Below are 19265 nucleotides of genomic sequence, written 5' to 3' on the forward strand. Positions count from 1 at the left end.
TAAAGTATCAGGCCCAGCCAGTGGGTGGCTGCAACGAATGCGTGAAAAAGATCAGTCTTCGCGGTAATACAGTTCTACCAGGTTGCCGTTTGGGTCGACCACGTGAACGCTTTCGCCGCCTTCAACCTCGAATGGGCCTTTGGCAATTGCAACCTCGTTCTGTTCGACTTCTTGCAGTGCTTCTGTGAAATCGTCGACGTCGAGCAAAAATGAGAGTACGGGCACTTTTGCATAGGGTTCGAGTGTCGTATCGAGCCGTAGCTGCAGGTTATCGAACGAAACGACCGCAAAGTTTGCGCTCTCTTCGACGACTTCGAAGTCGAGAAACTGCGTATAAAACTCAACCGCCTTCTGCAAATTCTTTGCCGGTATGTTGATATGACTGAGCGTTTCGATGATGACCATGTGCTTGGCAAAAAACACGGGAAAAACAGGTCATCAAGCATATTTTAAAACCCAGTCTGGGGCTGCGCGGCAGGTCGCCGCAATTGAAACTTCAGCGTGCTGGCAAAGCGGCGAAATTCAGGAAAAGCGGGCCCAAGCCCGTTCATAGAGCGATTTTCGCCGCGAAAATCGCGGAACTTTTCATGAATTTCGGCGTTTTGCGACCTGGCGCGCAGCCCGATTTCAGCCCGTTCGATCGGGTAAACAGTCGACGATTAAAACTAGCTTTACGCACTCATTTACCCGCTCGCCGTACCCCTGTCTGAAAACGCGCGCTCTCATGTCGAAATTGCTGCTGGCGCTCAGCTGCGTTGGTTTTCTGACAGCCTGCGGCGACAAACGCCGTGCACCTATCGAAGCACACCTGGGTGTGCTCGACCTGCGTGAGAGATCCCAGCCGCAACAAACCCCGTGGGATTTCGAACGTGACGGAATACTCGAAATCAAAGGAGACTGGGAGTTCTACTGGAGCCAGCTACTCGACCCGACAGATTTTCAGACCGCGCAGAAGCCGCAACCTTCTGCTTTGGTGCGCATACCGGGCCGCTGGAATGGCCTCAAGCTGGGCGACGATACGCTTTCGGGCTCAGGCTTCGCGACTTACCGGCTGAAAATCATGCTGCCGGGAAAAAATTTTCTGCACGATGAGCTGCTGGCGTTGCGTTGCCGCTACCAGCAGACGGCGTACCGCATTTTCTGGAATGGAACATCGGTTGCATCAAACGGCATGGTCGCTGCAACGAAAGCCGCTTACAAACCTGAGTATCGCCCACTGACAGCGAAGCTGCCGCTCACGACCACAAGCGAAGCCGAAATTATTGTACAGATCGCCAACTTCGAGCACCGCAACGGCGGTTTTTCGATTCCGCTTGAGCTCGGCCTTGCACCGCAGCTCACGGCCTATACCCGCTCACGGCAACTGACTGAAGCGTTCTTGCTCGGGGCATTGATCTTGCTTGCAGCATATTTCGTCGGTCTGTATACTTTTCGCAACCAGGATTACACACCCGCCTGGTTTGCCATTACCTGCATTGCGATAGTCTTTCGTACCCTCGTCACGGGCGACAGGCTCGTGATGATTCTAGTACCCAATGCAAACTGGGAGCTGCTGCTGCGTATCGAGTATCTTTCTTTCATGTTAGCGAATTTCGCGGGCATCATGTACCTCGAGAAACTTTTTGTCGATGAGACATCGCGCCTCATGCGCAAGATTCTGCTCACGGGTATTGTGCTGACAGCACTGCCCGTGGTATTTTCGCCGCCGGCTATTTTTACGCACACGCTATTGCCGTCGCAAATTGTAATCATCGTCAGTCTGCTCTATGCGTTTATCGTTGCATTGCGGGCCGTCAGTCGCCGCCGGCCTGGCAGCGTCGCCATCTTCATCGGTTTTGGCGTGCTGGCAGCTGTTACCATCAACGACATCATATACAACCAACTGTTGATCGGCTTCGGTTATCTCGCGCCATACGGCGTTTTTGCTCTGGTTTTGACGCATGCCGTGGCGCTTTCGAGCCGTTTGGCGGCAGCATTTTCACAAACAGAAAACTTAAAAGAAAATCTCGAGGTACAGGTTGATATGCGCACCGCCGAGCTGCGGCAGGCGATTAAGGTGGCAGAAGAAGCGAACGAGGCGAAGGCGGCGTTCTTCGCGATGATGACCCATGAACTGCGAACTCCTCTCAACGGCATTATCGGAGTCTCGAATATTCTGGGCAACATGAACCTCACCGCCGAACAGACCAAATACCTGAATATTGTCAAAGACAGCAGCGCGAACCTCATGTCGGTCATCAACGACATTCTCGATTTTTCGCTCATCGACGCCGGCAAGCTGGGACTCAACAAAACCGAATTTGCACTCGCTGAAACGCTCGAAGAGGTTGTATTGCTCGGCCGAACCCTGATCAAAGACAAATCGCTTGATCTCACCCTCGCGCCTTTACCGCCCGAACTACCGCAGCGCATAGTCACTGATCAGGGACGACTTAAACAGGTCATCATCAACCTCATTAGTAACGCGGTCAAGTTCACACCGAGCGGTTCTGTCGTCGTGATCTGCGGTCTGCTCGCGCACAGAGGCGAAACTTATGAAATTGAGATATCCGTCGAAGACACGGGAATCGGCATTTCAGAGCAAGACCAGAAAAAACTTTTCAAACCCTATTCGCAGGCAGATCAATCGATCTCGCGCCGCTATGGCGGTACCGGCCTTGGGCTCGTGATCAGCTCGCGTATCGTCGAAGCGCTCGGCGGCAAGATGCGGCTTACCAGCGTCGAAGGCAAAGGCAGTTGTTTTTCTTTCAGTTTCGAAGCGCAGGTGCCTGGTGCTGCGGTGGCCAAAGAAAATGACGCACCGACAGACTCTGCTGCGGGGGCAGAATTCGCTGCCCGGTACCCGCTGCGCATTCTCGCCGTTGAAGACGATGCCGTCAACCAGGTCGTGATCACCGAAACGCTGCGCTCGCTGGGGTACGAGATCAGCCTGGCCGAAAATGGCAGAGAGGCGGTGGCTCTCGCCGAGAACAAGATATTCGATCTCATCTTTATGGATGTGCAAATGCCCGAAATGTCGGGCATCGAGGCAACCGAACGCATTCGGGCCCTTACCGATGGCGACCGTGTCGCCATCGTCGCGCTGACCGCCGATTCGTCGGCAGAAAATCGCCATAAATGTTTCGCAGCGGGTATCGACGACTTTCTCACGAAACCCTTCAGCCCGCAGAATCTGCAGGCGGCTTTAGTCAAGTGGTCAAAAGGCCGCAGCGGCAACGCTTGACACGCTGCTCCACGGCAGTAAGTTCGCGGCATGAAAGGTAAACCCGCAGGCAATACGTTCGTCGAGGTTGAACTCGAACCTGGGAAAAACTATTTCTGGTGCGCCTGCGGCCACTCGAAGACGCAGCCGTTTTGCGACGGCACGCATCAAGAGGTAAACTATTCGTTGGTCGATGCCATGACGCAGGGCAAATACAAACCCGTGAGAGTGAAATCTGAAAAGGCCGAAAAGGTAAAATTTTGCCTCTGCAAGCAGACCAAGACCCCGCCCTATTGCGACGATTCGCACGAGAACCTGTAGACAGCTCCGAAAAGCACTCGGTACGTGCGACCGAGCTTGCTGATTTCTATCGCGTTCACTCCTTAATATTGAGGGCAAGACGGCTGCCAGTATTCGATATTGGCCGCCGTAATCTCTACCTTTTTTGGTAGTAGGATCTTCCGCGCCCACGAGCCTGCCGACATCTCAAAACTAAAGCGGTGATTCCATAGGTTGTTTTTCCCATTTTTCGGTACCTCCCTCTCTATACTTTGGCACAGACTTTGCTAAGAGGCCGTTAAGAGAACCAAATTCTCTAACTAAAAGGAGTTAACAATGAAATTGAAAATTTCAGCCATTTTGGCAACTTTAGCTATCTTCAACCTGTCGCTCAGCGCACAGGCAAAGAAAAAAGCACCCGCGAAGCCAGCAGCGCCCGCGGTAGCAGCACCGGCAGCCCCCGCGGCACCGGCGGTAACAGCAGCCCCTGCAGCGGCAGCCGAAGAAGCCCCAGCACCTATGGAAGGCTTTTTCGTTAAAAAAGTGAAAGGTCCAGCTGACGGCAAAGAGATCACTCTGAAGCTCGGGGGTTATGTTGATGCGTATTATGCGCACCATACACGCGGCCAGAATGATTTTCGCGCGACCAACCATCCAAATGGTTTTGACGGCGCAGATATCGGTGCGGGCGGAGCAACAAACGGACGTATCTTCGAAACACCGGGTAATCAGTTTTCACTCGGTCTGATTCAGACAAAGTTTGAAGCGGGCAACGAAGACTTTCAAGTTGTAGCTGACCTGATTCATGGACCCAACGCCGAGTTGACGAACTTCAACAACCTCCGTGGAAACACGACTGGTTCGGCTTCGTCGACAACCTCAACCGCGATCAAGCAGGCTTACGTTGCTGCAACGCTCGTAAAAGACCTGAAGTTGACTGTCGGTCAGTTCGGTACGCACATCGGCTACGAAGTCGTTGAGTCATACCAGAACGCCAACTACATGCTCGGTTACCTATTTGGGTTTGGGCCATTCTACCACACTGGCGCAAAACTCGACTATTCCCTGCTCGACGGCAAAGTTGGTGTAATGGCAGGTGTTGTGAACGGCTGGGACCTTCAGGCAGATAACAACAAAGACAAGACTGTGATCGGCCAGATTTCACTCAAGCCTACTTCAGCGCTATCGATCTTCTTGAACTACGCTGGCGGCAATGAGACCCGCACCAGCGATAGCACTACGTTTCCATCAACTACTGTAGGTTACACAAACGTTGGTGGTATGCGCCACGTCGGAGACCTTGTTGTGCAGTACCAAGTCACCAAGATGATCAAGGTAGGCGCCAACTTCGTTTACGGGCAGAACAAGATAAATACTGATACAGCGGCCCAAACATGGGGCGGTGCAGCAGGTTATCTGAGCGTCACCCCGGTCGATGGGTTTACACTAAGCTACCGCTTTGACTATCTTGACGACAGACAGCGTAGCCGCGGTCTTTTCGGGTACACTTCCAATACTGGTTTAGGCTCAGGCGCTGTAAACACCAGCGGCGCGAAGGTCATGGGTCATACACTTACTGGAACATTTTCCATGTACGGCGGTCATTTCTTAATTCGCCCAGAAGTGAAATATGACGAAGCGAACCTCGAAGTATTCGGCCTCGCTGGCGAGAAAAAGAAGGATAACATCACTGCTCTGATCGCTTTCACAGGCGTTTACTAAGCAGATGTGTGCAGTGACCCCCGAAAACCGGACAGCTTAACCTGCTGCCATTAGGTTCCTGTATTCAACCGGCGAACGCATCTTCAAGCCTTTATGGGGCGCATGATGGTTGTAGTCATGCATCCAGTCTGAAATCTGCGGCATTACTTTCCACGCGGATTCAAGGCGATTTATGTAAACGTAATCGCGCTTGAATGTTTTCACAAATGCTTCGGCCATACCGTTGCTTTCAGGGCTATAGGCAGGCGTCGTGCAGACTTGAAAGCCGATGGAAGATGCAAAATGAACCGTTTCACGGCTCGTGAATTGTGGGCCATTATCACTGAGCAGTTGAATGGTGTGTGGGCATTCAGCCTTGCCAAAGCGCTCTTCGACTGCACCGAGCAGCATGTCGCGAATGTTCAGACCGTCGATGCCGACGGTGCTGCTAAAGTGATTGATGACTTGCCGATCGTGGCAATCCAGAACAAACGCCACCCAGACGTGAGTGCCATCCCAGGTAAGCACGCCAAATATATCCATGCACCAGCGCACGTCACTTTTCGCCGTGATGATTCTGCCATCATGCACAAGGGTGCGACGGCTTGCAACTTTTTGCAGCAGCAACTGGTGCACCTTCATCAATCGGTAGACGCGCTTCTTATTCACGCGTGAAAAGCCTTGTTTTTCAAGGGTTTTGTTGAGCATTGCTGTCACGCGTCTATACCCGTAAGTCGGTCTTTCATCACAGATGCGTCGGATTTCCGGCAGTACTCGTTCATCTACCGTCTGGTCGGTTTTATTTCCGCGTCGTGAGGATTTCAAGCTTTCATAGAGGTTGGATCGAGATACGCGCAATACATCCGCTACCTGATTCACTCGAAACCCTCGATGCCGCGCAATGGCTTGTGCGAGATCAGTTTTTTTTCGCGTCCAATACGCACGGCTTCCTTGAGGATTTCAACTTCTTCCGTCTTACGACCCAAAATGCTCTCCAGCCGACGGATGCGCTCTTGGAGCTGCCTGACCTGCGATACGGGCAATACTTCCTCTTCGCTGCCAACAGCCGTCAGAGCGCCAGCCTCTTTCAGCTTTTTCCATTTGAAAATCTGCGTCGCTGCGATTCCATGTTTTCGGGCCACATACGACATGCTCATACCGGGCTGTTCGGCCTCTACCAGAATCTCCAGTTTCTCCGCGACCGACCATCTGCGCCGCCGCTGGACGGTTGTGACTAACTCTACCTTAGCCTTAGTACTATCATTATTCATATCACTACTCCTATGTCTTAGGAGCAGGATAAGGTGTCCGGTGATTTAGGGGGTCGCTACAATGTGAAACTACCGGCATCGCCGGCAAGTTCACCAAAAGGGCCGCAAGGCCCTTTTTTTTGTCGAATTTACCGCATACGCGAAGCGTAGGCGGTAAATTCGGTTTACCCTCAATCTCGGTCAGATAGCCAAACCTGTGTCTGAAAGCCAGCGCCTGCGGTACGTCGTTTCGATTCTGGTAATTGTGGCGTCGCTCATCGGTGGTTTTTCCACCTACCGGCAATACGAAGCCGGGCTGCATGAAAAAAAGCAGCTGCTCTATGCGCAGGTGCGCAGTCTTGCCTCGCTGATTGAGGCGGTTGCGAGATTTGACCGCGGTACTTTCAAACAGCAAGACAAAGCGACCGCCGCAACGCTGAGCCAGCTATTTGACGCGTTTGCCGATCGCGTCGATTTTGAAACCGCGCAAGAGATTCAGTTTGTGCGCAATACCGAGCGAGGTACAGAGATTTTTTTGCGCTACTTCGGGCGCAACAAGAACCAGAACGTTATAATTCCGCATGAGAATTTTTTGCCCGAACATGTGCGCCGCGCCGCGTCGGGTGAGTCGGGAACCGGATTTTTTGTCGGCCTGCACGGCGAGGGCATACTTGCCGCGTATACCTATATTGAGCCCCTAAAGATTGGCATGGTAGTCGACGTCGATCTTTGGGGGTTGCAAAAACCCTACCTTATATCGGGTGCAACATCTGCGCTCTTTGCAGCAATTTTGCTGATCGTTGCCGCGTGGGCGATTATCCGACTGACAAACCCGATTATTGCGCGCATTCGCGAAAAAGAACTCTTGAATGCAACGATTGTCGAGACGGCGCACGACGCATTGGTGATTCTCGACAGCGCGGGCAGCATTCGCCTCGCTAACCCGGCCTGCAATGCAATGTTTCTTTGGTCGCCGAAAGAGCTGCAGGGCCGTCACGTGAGTGTGTTGCTGCCGCCCGAAGCGAAGGCCAACAAGAAAATTACTGAATTCATGCGCAGCACAGAGCCCGGTGGCCTCAACCTGAACGAAGCAGAGGGCCTTCGCAGAGATGGCACGACTGTTCCTGTGAGGATATCCGCAAGCAAGCAGGAGTACGGTGAGGGTGAATGGTGCACGCTGACGATACAAGACCTGTCGCGTGAAAAGCAGGCTGAATTTACGATACGCGATCTCTCTCGCCGTCTTCTCGAAATTCAAGATCTGGAGCGCGAAGAAATTTCGCGCGACCTGCACGACGGCCTGGGTTCGACGCTCGTGGGCATGAAGCTACAGGTGCAGCAGCTCTGCCAGGCATCCGATGCGAACGCAGACCTCAAGCAGCAGGTGCTGCAGAACTTCAACGATGTGATCAACCAGACACGCAATATCTCAAATCTGCTGTCGCCGTTCGCGTTGAGGCATCTTGATATTGCGCAGGCGCTTAGAAAGCTGGTCACATTTTATGACGCAAGGTCTGAAGGGCGGCAGGGTCATGTCGAAAAAGGTGAGCAAATGCCATGGGCAGCGGTAAATGCTGAAATAGATGACGGTGATTACCGTTTTTCAGAAACTGCCACTATGCAGATTTACCGCATTGCGCAAGAGGCGATTCAAAACGCGGTCAAACATTCGCAGGCCAAGAATATCTGGGTGCAGTTTAAAAAAGAAGCAGGTGCCATGTGCCTTGTCGTGCGTGACGACGGTCGCGGTTTCGACGCCAACAGCGTAAAGCAGGGGCAGGGCATGCAGATTTTGCAAGAGCGGGCAGCAATTATTCCCGGGCGCTTGACCGTGACCTCGCGGCCCGGTAACGGAACAGAGGTGCGACTTGCCATCGACTGAAAAGAGCGGCGAAATTTTTCGCATTATTACAGCGGACGACCACCCGATTATTTTGCAGGGGCTGCGGCGTTTGCTCGAAGAAGATGGCAGGTACAATATTATAGCAGAATGTGATAACGGGCAGAAACTCGTCGACACTGTGAAACAGCGTGAGGCTGACCTGATTATCTGCGACCTCTCGATGCCGAAGCTGAACGGCCTCGATGCAATTCGCGAAATACGCAAACTACGCCCTGAAATAAAAATCCTCATTCTATCGATGCATAAAGATGCGCAGATATTCGAAAAGGCGATGGCGCTCGGCGTCGACGGTTTCGTTTTGAAAGAAGATATCTACGACCAGCTGCAATTTGCGATTCAGACCGTGCTCAAGGGGGGCAAAAGCTATTCGCCCCGCATTACCGAGAGTCTGGCGAAAGAAAAGAGCGACAAGGGCGACCTCGCCTCTGAAATTCTCACCCGCCGCGAGCGCGAAATTCTGCGCCTTGCGGCGCTCGGCAAGTCAAACCGCGATATCGGCGACGAACTCGACATCAGTGTGCGCACCGTCGAATCGCACCGCTCAAACCTGATGCGTAAACTCGACCTGCAGAATGTGCAAGAGTTGGTTGCTTTCGCCGTGAAGCAGGGCATCGTGTCGGTCGATGAAATAGAGTCCTGACAGGTTTCTTGGATTAAACTCCGTAGTAATACTGAGTTAACTGCGCGCTCACCCCGAAGCCGCTTTGGCCAGAATTGCCGTTATTACCCGTTAGAGAGAATAACGGAGTCGGCATGAAACCGCGTCCATGCGGGCCGACTCCAAGACCATCCGTGGTCAAAGGAGGATAACTTGAAACCATCAAAAATTGTAATATCACTGGCTCTGGCCGCTTCAACGGCGCTGGGCGCAGTCGAGGTCTTGACGACCGCAGATAAGCCCGCTGGCTGTGAGCAAATGGCACGTATTCAGGTGGGCGACATGTTCAACCGCCACTCACGCGATGTCGCATGGCAGGGTGTAATCGACGAAGCGGAAAAAATGGGGGCCCAAAAGGTCTACATTGAGCTGACTTCACAGAACCACCAGAAGCTCGGCCGCTCATACGCAGCGACCGGCACAGCGTATAAGTGCGCCAAGTAACAACAGTGCATCGCCAGAAGTGAAAGGCCCTGGCCTTTCACTTCTGGCAAATTCTTGACGAGGTCAACGATTCGGGTAGTCATACCCATGGAATTTTTCATCGATACGGCCGACGTTGCCGAAATCAAAGCCGCCCACGAACTGGGCATTCTCGACGGTGTCACGACTAACCCTTCGCTGATAGCGAAGACAGGCAAACCCTTCAAGGCAGTTGTCAAAGAAATTTGCGCCATAGTTGACGGGCCCGTTTCGGCAGAGGTTGTCGCGACCGAAAAAGATGCTATTCTCAAAGAAGGCCGTGAACTCGCGAAACTCGCCAAGAACGTGGTCGTGAAGGTGCCTCTGATCGCCGAGGGCCTCAAAGCCGTGAAAGTATTTTCAGCCGAAGGCATTAAGACAAATGTGACGCTCTGCTTTTCGACGAACCAGGCGTTGCTCGCCGCAAAGGCCGGCGCGACCTACATCTCGCCCTTCGTGGGCCGCCTCGACGACATCAGCCAAGATGGCATGGAACTCATCGACGAAATCAAGACAGTTTATGATAACTATGATTTTGCGACGAAGATTCTGGTTGCGAGCATTCGCCACCCCATTCACCTGAAGCAGGCGGCGCTCATCGGTGCCCATGTCGCGACGATTCCGTTCAGCGTGTTCGGGCAGCTCGTCAAACATCCGCTGACTGACAGCGGTCTTGAAAAGTTTCTCGCCGACGCGAAAAAATTTAATTGGGATTAATAACGAGCCGCGCGTTGGCTTGCTCAGCAAGCCAACGCGCGGTGAATAGTGTTCCATGGCGGTAGTACTTTCTATAACGAACCAGAAAGGCGGGGTGGCAAAGACGACCACTGCACTTGCGCTCGCGCATTCGTTTGCCCGGCGGCATTCGGGCAAGAAAATTCTGCTCATTGATCTTGATTCACAGCGAAACGCAACCTCGATCTTGCTCGGCACCCATGAAATTCAACCTGCAGATTCCGTCTATGCGCTCTTTCAGAAAGACAAGCCGACGAGTTCAGTGCTGCACACGACGGCGCTCGCAAATCTTTTTGTGATTCCCTCGAATTTGCACCTGGTTGAAGTCGAATCGCAGCTGACCGGCGCTCTTGACGGGTTTTTCAGATTGAACGACGCGCTGCAGTCGCTGAGGCACGAATTCGACTATATTCTTCTCGACTGCCCGCCATCGTTGTCGGTGCTCACAATCAATGCAATGGTCGCTGCTGACTTTTTGCTGGTGCCGTTGCAGATTTCAAAGTTCTCTATCGACGGTATTCAGAACATTCGCGATGCAGTGACGACGGTCAACAAGCGGTACAATGCCCATATCAAGATTGCGGGCGGCTGCCTTACACTGCACGATGGCCGCACGACACTTTCACAGGCGATGATTCCTGAAGTTGAAAAAATTCTGCCGATTTTGAAATCCACAATACCCCGGTCGGTTGCTGTTGAAGAGGCGCACCTGCTGCGCAAAGATATCTTCGAATATGCCCCGCAAAATAAGGTAGCGGCAGCGTATGAGCAGCTCGCCGCCGAATTAGAAGCGATCTTCGCAGGTGCTGCCGCGTGAAAAAGAACCGCAAAGACATTTTCAGAAAGGCGATTGCCGACAACCTCAGCCAAAAGGCTGAAGAGGCCTCAGAGCTCGGCGATTTCGTCAGCGACATGAAAAACGCGAGGGCGGCCGAAGATGCGGCGGCAAACCAGACAGAGCGCGACGACAAGAAAGAAGATAAAAAGGGCTTGCCGGAGCAAAAAGAAGAAAAAAAAACTATGGCAGCTATGGAAAGCCGACTGAAAAGACTCACTGCGGGGCCGAGCCAGCCGGCCGCTTTCGCAGACGACGAAGAACCGCCCCGTTGGCGAAAATTCGTGGTGTTCGGCGTTTTGGGCGTCCTCATCGCAACGCTGCTCTATTGGGCCATTTTTTCGCCTGGTAATCGCCCCACCATCTACCTGGCGAATACGGCGCTTGAAGAGAGCACCGCGCGCAACCTTAACACGGTCAATCTCGTGTTTCCGAAAAATAAGACTATTTACCTGTTGTTTTCGAGCGGCGGGCGTCTGGGGCAAGATAAAATTATTACCCGCCTGACCGAAGTCTATGCCGATTCGAGCAACATGATGAAAGAAGAAACGGTCTCGCAAATTGAAGGTAGCGTTAAGGCAAGTTGGCGCTATTTCACCGCGCAGTTTCAAAAAGAGAATTTCGACCATGCCGGCAGGTTTCGCATTCACGTGCTGGCCCCAAACGGTGAAATAGTTGCAACGCAAGAGTTTCGCATTCAATAGATGGTTGCTCGCGGGGTAATGTCGGCTGTTTCAGCAAAGGCGTTCGCCACAAGGCTCGTTGTTGGTTTTGCAGCCATCGTGCTTTCGGCGCACTGTGGTTCGACACCCGTGCGCGACGATGCTAAGTTCAGCTACGAAAATTTATATCAGGATAAATATAAGCGGGGTAACGGTGGTATTATACCGATTACGATCGAGCGCGGCGAATCGTACAGCGGCAGCATCACTGCAGACCAGCGTTACCTTTACTTTGCTTCGAATACCTCGGGCAATTATGACATATACCTCAGAGACCTTGAAGATGTATTTTCGATTCCCGTAGTCTCGACAGTCACGAACCAGCGCGAACCTTCGATAAGCCCTAACGGCAAATATCTCGTGTATGTTGACGACGAGCTTGACCCCGACGGCGATATAATCTTGCTCAAGGTAAATCCTAAAAAGCTGATTGAACTTTTTCGCGAACGTCGCCAGCCCGATGACGAATGGTTTGCCGCACGCGCGGTTAACCTGACAAACAGCGAAAAGAACCGCATTCGCGCGCGCGACGCAAACCCAGTATGGTCGGCCGATGGAAATTTCATCGCGTACAGTTCTGACCTTGTGGCAAAAGAGGCAGACGACCTTGGCGCCGGCGCCGGTGCGATTCAAAATATCTGGGTAATGCCTGTGGATAATCCCGAGCAGAAACGGCAGGTCACTACCAAAGGCGGCGTGATGCCGGCGTTTTCACCCGACGGTACCAAAATTGTCTACATCTCTTATGAAGACGAAAACTCATTCGGCGCAGTTTACGAGCTCGAGCTCGCGACAGGCAAAACACGCCGCATCACTTCAGGGCAAACACTTGATTTTTACCCGACCTATTTGCCCGACGGACAAGGTTTTGTTCTCACGCGCATTGCCGCAGATACCAACGGTGACGGGCAGGTTGATCGCAAAGATGCGGGGCAGATTATCAAGATTTATCCCGATGAAGATTCTCCGCTCGACAGCGACGATTTTATTCCGCTGACGTCGCCGAGCGATCACGTGTTCGATTCGCGCGTGAGCGGCTTCGTGGGCGGCAGCGTGATTCTCGCGCAGCTTAAAGGCGAGGATGTCAATGTCGGGTTTATGCCGCTCACGGGGGCAATACCGGCGAAACCCGATGTCAGGCAGCAGCAAAAATATCTCGCTGACGTAGCAAAGCGTAGCAAGAACAAAGCGCGCACCTGTATGGGTTTGCAGCAACTGCCCGCCGCGTATGAAAATTCGCCGGATGTCGTGGTTTACGATGCAATCAGCAGCATGCGCCGCACGCAATGTGACCCCACTGCCGCAAAAGATTTGCGCGAATATATCGCAACGTCTGAACCCGGAGAGGTTGCGATCTATCGTTTGCTGAACGACCTTGCGGTCATGAGTCCCGATTACGCTGATCTAAAAGGAGTGCTGGCTCTCGAGCCTTTGGCCTCGCTCGCACAGCCCGAAGTCTATTTCGAAGAGATCTTGCGCAACAAGAAGATCTGGCAGTTTTACCGCGACCAGGATGACAATGTCGAGTATCTTGCAGTATTATCTTTTATTCGGCACGAGCAGACTCTCTTTTATCTGCGCCAGGGCAAGACACCGCAGGCCCGCGAAACATTGCGCAAGGTCATGCGCGAAAACCCGGCATACCTGGCGCTCGACGAGCTGCTTCTAGAAACGGGCAAGCTCGACTCGTCGACGCTGCCTGCGCCAGAACTCGTCTATCTTGTGGCAGAAACCCCAGACCTGAAGTTGCTCGAGAAATATGAACTACCCGCCAAAACCGCGCCGCCCGCGGTAAGGCCGCACATACGCCGCGAAAGCGAGCGTTTTTTGCTGACCTTCTTCGACCGCCAGTACACGCTCGGCAACGAGAAGGCGCAGAAGCAATATCTGCTGGCGTTTCCCGAGAAGAATCATAAGAAATTGCATGCGCTCTTCGCACTGTCAACCGCGCGCGACGATGCCGCAAACGAACTTTACGATGAATCTGATGCCGCTGCAAACCGAGCGCGTCAACTCGTGCCTGCAGGTTCGCTCTACCATTTCTATGCTTCTGTCGTGACAGCTGAAAACGCGGGTGTGCGCGCAGGTCTTGATGCCTCTGTAAAAACATATTCTGAAGCAATTACTGCGTACCGCGATGAAGAACCGCCCGAAAACGTGCGCGACATTGTTGAAAAGATTTCAATATATTATAAAGAACGGGCCGAACAGCACCGCGCTGCTGGTGAATACCGGGCGGCAGTGAGTGAATATGAAGCACTACTTGATCTCTACCTTTCGGCGCACGCGAACCGCATGACCAAAGAACTCGCGCGCGGCGAGCTGCTCGACTTCGCGTTGAATCTCGACCAGATTGCGCTGCGTGTTGCGCGGGACGACGAAGACCTGCTCGAAGATGTACTGAAGTTTTACGATTCGCGTATTGATACCGCCCGGCGCTATCTGGTCACCGAATTCATCTTTGGCCGCGGGTTCTTGCGTTCGCAGCTTGGTATTCAGCTTCATCTCGATGCGGAGCGCGACGGCCTCGGCCGGTCAGAGAAAAAACAGGTATTTGAATACTTTCGCAAAGCGGAAATTGACATGAACTGGTGTTTCTTCACGAATGCACGTTTCGCCGACGCCTACATCATGCTCGGTTGGATGTACCAGTTCATCGACGAAAAGCGTGAGCTGGTGCTCGACATCGGGTCGGGCAAGCGCGATCGTGAGGTTTTTGAATCACTCTACCGCGCCTACTTTCCCGATTATCTGTTCGAAAAAAATATTCGATTATACCAGAAGACGCTTTCGCTTTTCGCCGGCAGCGGTTCGCCGCGCATTCGCAATAGTTTTCACCTCAATATTGCCAATAATTACTTCTTGCTGAACAACTACAGTCAGGCCGAAGAGCATTACACGGCCATACTGAATAAAAAGGGAAATCCTGATTATCAGTTTGAGAACCCCGAACAGGAGATGATGTTCTTTTATCACCTGGGTCGAACGCTCTATTTTACCGGCAAGTACGAGTCGGCTTCGCGTTACCTGAGGTACGTCGAAAACAATCTGAATTCCCGGTACCCGCTTTCGGGCATTGCGGCCGAAGCCCAGAGGCTTAACCAGGGCCGCCGAGAGACTGCCTACAAGACTTTTGCCCTCAATGCCGAATATTCGCAGAATATTGGCGCCGCGATTCAGTACCACCAGACGATAATCGCTGAGCGGGCAGCCGTCGGCGCAGAATCACCGGTTTCGATGTCGCATCTTGAGCTCGCGCGCCTGCACCTTGCGCAAGGTGATCTGACCGCTTCATTGCAGGCAACCCAGAGTGCAGAGGCTGCGCTCGGCAAAGAAAAAGAAATCGCCATACCGAAATTCAAAATTCGTATCAAGTGGTTTTGGGTCTACGAGCCGTGGACCTGGCTGGTCGGTTTCATCTACAAGCTGCCGTACGACAGCGTCTATATTGGCGAGAACCATCTGGCGTTCGAGCTGCCAACTGTGAACCGCTACCAATTGCTCTACTCGATCAGGGCAGAAATATACCGCAGCAAAGGGCTGCTGCAAGAAGCCTCGAACTCGCTGGCCAAATTGGTTGAATATGCTGAAAAAGACAATACCAAGCACGGTGCTGAAACGCTGAGCTCGGCAGTCAGTCGCCGTGCAGAGCTCGAGTTTTCATTGCGCAGCTGGGATACCGCAGAGCAACTCTATGGCGCTGCGCTCAAACAGGCCGAAAAGAATGGCAATAGCGCCGCTGCGCTGACCTTCAGAAAGAATATCGAACTCTGCAAGCTCAGACGCATAGAAACGCGCGAGCAGCCAGTTGCCGAAAAAGTTAAAACAGTCAGGTCGTACATTCGCGAAATTGAAGAGTATGAAAACGCGGTTGCGGCAGAGCGCATTAAAGCTGCCCGCAAGGTGGTTAAAGAAAAAGACGACCCCAATCGCCCAGACCTGACCGAAGCCGATATCAAGAAGATTAAAGAGGCTGTTGCGTCAGACCTGCAGCCGCTGCTGTTCTTCAAAGGTTTGTATGCTGCGCATGATTCAGACATGAGCGATTTTGCCGAGAGACTCGTCGATCGCGAAGAGACGTTCGATGCCTTTTTGGCGCGCAAACAAGAATCTTATAATCGCCACACAGCTGCACTCAAATACTTTCGCGGCTATTCGCGCGAAGCCTTTGAAGAGGTTCTGCCTGATTTCGAACCTGATCTGAAGAACAATTCGCTGCGCATGAAGCTCGCCATGAACCGCGCGAAAATTCTGCAAGACATGTCGCTCTTCAATGAATCGGCAGTCGAGTTCAAAGAAATTCAAGAACGCAGCCAGGAATTCAGAGCACAGCTCGAATACGCCATTGCGCTCTACCGGGCCTTTCGGGTGCAAGAAGAAGCGGGGCTGGCCGATAAAGTCAATCTTGCCCCCTACCGCCAGCTCGTAACGTATTTCAGGGAAAATCCCGGATTCTTGCGCCCGAATACTGACCTGTTTGACAGGCTGGTCAGTATTCTGATCGAGCGGGCGCTGCTACAGAAAAACTTTGCAGAAGCCCTGCAACTCGAAGACGCCAAACGGCAGGCGCTTGCTCTGCCGCTCTATTTTGACGACCTGAGATTTCTGGGCGCGAAAGACGAGCGCTTCAATGAACTGCTGATTATCGAGCAGAAACGCACGATGCTTTCAGCGCAGATCAAAGCGGCGCGGCTCGCCCGCCAGGCGGTGCAGATTCCCGAAAAGCAACTGGCAAAACTCGATGCGGATGCAGCACGATTGCGCAGCATCTTGCTGCAACGAGACCGGCTCGACTATCGTTACGAGACATTTTTTTCATCAGGTTTTTCTCAGCCAGAAATGCAGGTGCTGGCAGCCCAGGGGCTCGTGTATGTGATGAAGCCGCGCGAAGACCTTATCTTTCTGTACGCAAAATCTGACGCAACCAAGAAAGGATCTTCTGTGCGCTATGAACAGACGATACCTGAAAAAGATGCCGATTTGACAGAAGAACTCGAGAAATTCGTCGCTGCACGCAAGCCGCGTGTGCTCATCTTATCGCCTCAAATCTTGAATGCCGCGCTCAAAAGCGAGAAACTGGCATCTCTTTCGCTGCAAACAACGATCATTTCGGCAGTCAATTTTCGCCGCAATACCGACCCTGCGCGACGCAACCTGCTGCAGATAAACCGAAACGCTTCGTTCTTTAGTCTAGGCGGCGGCAACGAAGTCGACTACAAGGTCAGCCTTGCACAAAAACGGGTTTATACGAGCGCAGAAGTTGAAAAATATACAATCCATAAGAATGTCGTCGATTATGAAGCAGAGCTGGCACGCAAGACAATCGTCATCGACAATGCCTTGCTGAATCCAGCCGGCCTCTTTGCGCTTAAGGGAAACCCCAATTTTGCCATTGCTTCGATGCAATCGCGGGATAAACTTTCAGTCGCTGATGAATTCTTGTACGCAACGGCTGCAGACCTTTACTTTTCGGCAATGGGTGCGGGCAGAGTCTTACACACGCGCACCTCGCGCAAACAGGCTCAGCCGGTGATTGAGACCTTTCTGGCAAAAGGCGAAACTGCCCGCGGTACTTTGGTCACCGGCAATATTGAAGCTTCAGACGAGCGCGAGCGCGACATCGCGTCGCTTGAGCAAAAGCGATTATACGTGAAGAAAATCGGCGCAGCCCGTGCGCTGCGCGAATACGAAGAAGCAATCAGTTACGCCGAAGACGCACTTTCTCTGCGACCTGACGACATCGACCTGCGCCTGACGGCCGCCGAGCTTCTGCTGATTCAGCATGAATACGACGCAGCGAATAAGCATATCGCGCAGGTGCGCATCAACGCGAAATCACCGCTCAGCGACCGCAGGGCATATGCCCGTATTCTGATGCGGGCAGGCATGGAAAGTGAGCTCATTCGTTTTCTGGGGGCCGATGGCGAAACCACCGCGAGCGTGCTGAAAAATGCACCTGAATTTCGCGGCGTCTCGCAGCTGACCGCTTTCAATACGGGCAATCTTGAGCCGCTGACCCGGGTGCTGCCGTGGCAACCCCGTACTGCAAGACCCAACGAAGATTCGTTGCGCACTATATCCGCATCTCTAAAAGATGCAGAGCTTAGAAATGAAATCTGCCTCGCAGCTACCGATGCGCTCGAGTTCAGGCTGATTCTGAATTCATGCCTCAACAATTCCCGGGCAGACGCGGGTGAACAGGCTGACCGTGCGCGCATACGCGCTTTCTTTGCTGGCGCAGCGCCCGACACGCGCATCAATGTCAGGCCCGAAGATCTCGACTTTAACCATGCACTTTCGCTCTTGCAAAGTGGTTACGCTGCTGACGCTGTGTTCTACGCGCGGCGTGTGCTCGTCGCGCAGAAGCTGAACAATTCAGAGCACCTGCTGGCGTATGCGCTGCTCAGGGTGCTGGCGATGCGCAAACTGAACAATGAAGACAGTGAAGCGATAACGCAGCTGCTTGCTGAATACGGTGAGAAGGCGCTACCCAAAGCGGCTAATCTGCAGGCGGCAAGGTTTTACAGAATTCTGAGTCTGCTCGAAAAGCTCCGGGCAGGCAAATCTGACGTGGCCGAGTCGCTGACGCCGCTCGAGACGCGTACTTCGGGAGTTGTTTCGGCAGAAAACCTTCTGCATTTATATAACCTGAGCGTTTCAGGCGCTCTCGCCAAAAATGCAAACGTGCAAGATTCTTCATTCGAAGCAGACCGCCGCGTTGAAGCCGATCTGGCCTTTTATGCGAAAGAAAACGTAAATCTGTCTGCAGAGGCCGACTGCAAAAACGACAACTGCGCGTTGCTTATCAAGTCGGCGATCGTGAAGAAGAAGAATGCCGAGGCGCTAAAACTGCTGTTGGCGCACCATGGAGTGACAGGTACAGAAAAGCTACCAGACGGAGCTTTCGGTTATACAGAGCTGTTTACCGACGAATATTATTTGTGGCATCAGGTAGGTTCTGAAATTCGAATCGATAAGATAGATTCATTCGATGAAAAGACCGTGGCGAAACTCAAGTCGGGCAGGCGGTACCTGGTGCATCTACCGCAACGGAATCTGTTCTTGCAGCGCAAGATTAACCCACCGCGCGAGGCGATACTTGTCGATGCCCGCGCTGACCTGAAGGCGCCCGCCACCGAGAAGCCCGCTGTAAAAATCGCCGCACCGGCGCCCGCGACGCTGCATTCGGCGCTGCAGGCACGTTGGGGAGGTAAGAATAAAGGCAAGAGCCGTATCACCGTGCAGATCAAGCCTCCCTTCGACGGAGCTCCCGGCGACCTGCATATCTATACACAGCCGGTTGCTCTCGATGCATTTGGCCAACTTAAACCCGATGGCTATCACCTCGTTTGCGCCAACGGCGAATCGTATAATAATTTCGCCATCTTTGCGCTAACGATGGTCGAAAATATGGCTGACAGGGGCCAGGGCGTCGAGGCGGCATATGAATCAGCCCTGAAATCTCAAAAAGGCAAGCAAGCCTCGACAAGACCGCTGTATTTTCTGTACCGGAACTAG

The 19265-nt window shown here is 52.9% G+C and carries 11 protein-coding genes and 1 pseudogene; 10 read left to right on the forward strand and 2 right to left on the reverse strand.

Annotated features, from left to right (window positions below):
• Positions 1 to 51: 51 nt before the first annotated feature.
• Positions 52 to 405: a VOC family protein gene (locus TURPA_RS09430; RefSeq protein WP_014803073.1), complete on the reverse strand. Its 354-nt coding sequence runs from the start codon at positions 403 to 405 to the stop codon at positions 52 to 54.
• Between the two features lie 319 nt (positions 406 to 724).
• Here TURPA_RS09430 and TURPA_RS09435 point away from each other — a divergent pair, with 319 nt between their 5' ends.
• The 3 genes from TURPA_RS09435 (at position 725) to TURPA_RS09445 (ending at position 5203) form a co-directional block, all read left to right on the forward strand.
• Positions 725 to 3223: a hybrid sensor histidine kinase/response regulator gene (locus TURPA_RS09435; RefSeq protein ID WP_014803074.1), complete on the forward strand. Its 2499-nt coding sequence runs from the start codon at positions 725 to 727 to the stop codon at positions 3221 to 3223.
• Between the two features lie 30 nt (positions 3224 to 3253).
• Positions 3254 to 3523, forward strand: coding sequence for a CDGSH iron-sulfur domain-containing protein (locus tag TURPA_RS09440; RefSeq protein WP_014803075.1), 270 nt, complete (start codon positions 3254 to 3256; stop codon positions 3521 to 3523).
• Between the two features lie 294 nt (positions 3524 to 3817).
• Entirely contained in the window at positions 3818 to 5203 is a 1386-nt protein-coding gene (locus tag TURPA_RS09445) for an outer membrane beta-barrel protein (protein WP_014803076.1), read from the forward strand.
• Here TURPA_RS09445 and TURPA_RS09450 read toward each other — a convergent pair.
• Positions 5187 to 6453: pseudogene (locus TURPA_RS09450) on the reverse strand (IS3 family transposase). The gene TURPA_RS09445 and the pseudogene TURPA_RS09450 overlap by 17 nt on opposite strands.
• 196 nt (positions 6454 to 6649) lie before the next feature.
• On the opposite strand from TURPA_RS09450, the gene TURPA_RS09460 reads away from it, so the two are divergent.
• From TURPA_RS09460 to TURPA_RS09490, 7 genes are all read left to right on the forward strand, one after another.
• The gene (locus tag TURPA_RS09460) at positions 6650 to 8314 is read left to right on the forward strand and encodes a sensor histidine kinase (protein ID WP_014803077.1); all 1665 of its coding nucleotides are present in this window, start codon (positions 6650 to 6652) and stop codon (positions 8312 to 8314) included.
• Positions 8301 to 8975 (forward strand): response regulator, encoded by a 675-nt coding sequence (locus TURPA_RS09465; RefSeq protein ID WP_014803078.1) that lies wholly within the window; start codon positions 8301 to 8303, stop codon positions 8973 to 8975. Before TURPA_RS09460 ends, TURPA_RS09465 begins: the two co-directional genes overlap by 14 nt.
• 276 nt (positions 8976 to 9251) lie before the next feature.
• The gene (locus tag TURPA_RS09470; RefSeq protein WP_041948438.1) at positions 9252 to 9437 is read left to right on the forward strand and encodes a hypothetical protein; all 186 of its coding nucleotides are present in this window, start codon (positions 9252 to 9254) and stop codon (positions 9435 to 9437) included.
• An 87-nt stretch (positions 9438 to 9524) separates the two neighbouring features.
• Entirely contained in the window at positions 9525 to 10172 is a 648-nt protein-coding gene (gene fsa, locus TURPA_RS09475) for a fructose-6-phosphate aldolase (RefSeq protein WP_014803080.1), read from the forward strand.
• Positions 10173 to 10227: 55 nt separating this feature from the next.
• Entirely contained in the window at positions 10228 to 11007 is a 780-nt protein-coding gene (locus TURPA_RS09480) for a ParA family protein (protein ID WP_014803081.1), read from the forward strand.
• The gene (locus TURPA_RS09485; RefSeq protein ID WP_014803082.1) at positions 11004 to 11729 is read left to right on the forward strand and encodes a hypothetical protein; all 726 of its coding nucleotides are present in this window, start codon (positions 11004 to 11006) and stop codon (positions 11727 to 11729) included. The genes TURPA_RS09480 and TURPA_RS09485 overlap by 4 nt, the downstream gene beginning before the upstream one ends.
• Before the next feature lie 18 nt (positions 11730 to 11747).
• Positions 11748 to 19265, forward strand: a complete 7518-nt coding sequence (locus TURPA_RS09490) for a TolB-like translocation protein (RefSeq protein ID WP_014803083.1) — start codon at positions 11748 to 11750, stop codon at positions 19263 to 19265.

The sequence above is a fragment of the Turneriella parva DSM 21527 genome (assembly GCF_000266885.1).
GTDB classification, from domain to species: Bacteria; Spirochaetota; Leptospiria; order Turneriellales; family Turneriellaceae; genus Turneriella; species Turneriella parva.